Below are 382 nucleotides of genomic sequence, written 5' to 3'. Positions count from 1 at the left end.
GTCAACCAGCTGCGCGCTGAGCGAGACGGCGTCACGCCCACTACAAAGGCACTCACTCCGGAGCAACAGAGGATCCAGGAGCTGGAAGCCAGAGTTAATCGGTTGGAGCGGGAGAAAGCGATACTAAAAAAGGCCACTGCTCTCTTGATGTCGGACGAACTCGAACGTATGCGCTGATAGACCAGTTGAGTGAGCAGGAGCCGGTAGAAATGGTCTGTAGCGCGTTCGGTATTGCCCGTTCCAGTTACTACGAGCATCGCCGCAGCCGATCCCGAATTGACGCAAAGCGGCTTGAGCAACGGGCCAAGGTGAATGAACTGTTCACGCAAAGCCGCAGTTCAGCTGGAAGCCGTACGATCATGACTCAGATGCAGGATGAGGG

The 382-nt window shown here is 56.0% G+C and carries 1 pseudogene; it reads left to right on the top strand.

From position 1 onward, the window contains the following. Positions 1 to 382: pseudogene (locus KTN04_RS16730) on the top strand (IS3 family transposase); the annotation flags it as partial.

The organism is Marinobacterium weihaiense (assembly GCF_019061305.1).
Lineage (GTDB): Bacteria > Pseudomonadota > Gammaproteobacteria > Pseudomonadales > Balneatricaceae > Marinobacterium > Marinobacterium weihaiense.
Note: the sequence above shows the minus strand (reverse complement) of the source record. Positions and strands in the feature narration are given on the sequence as shown.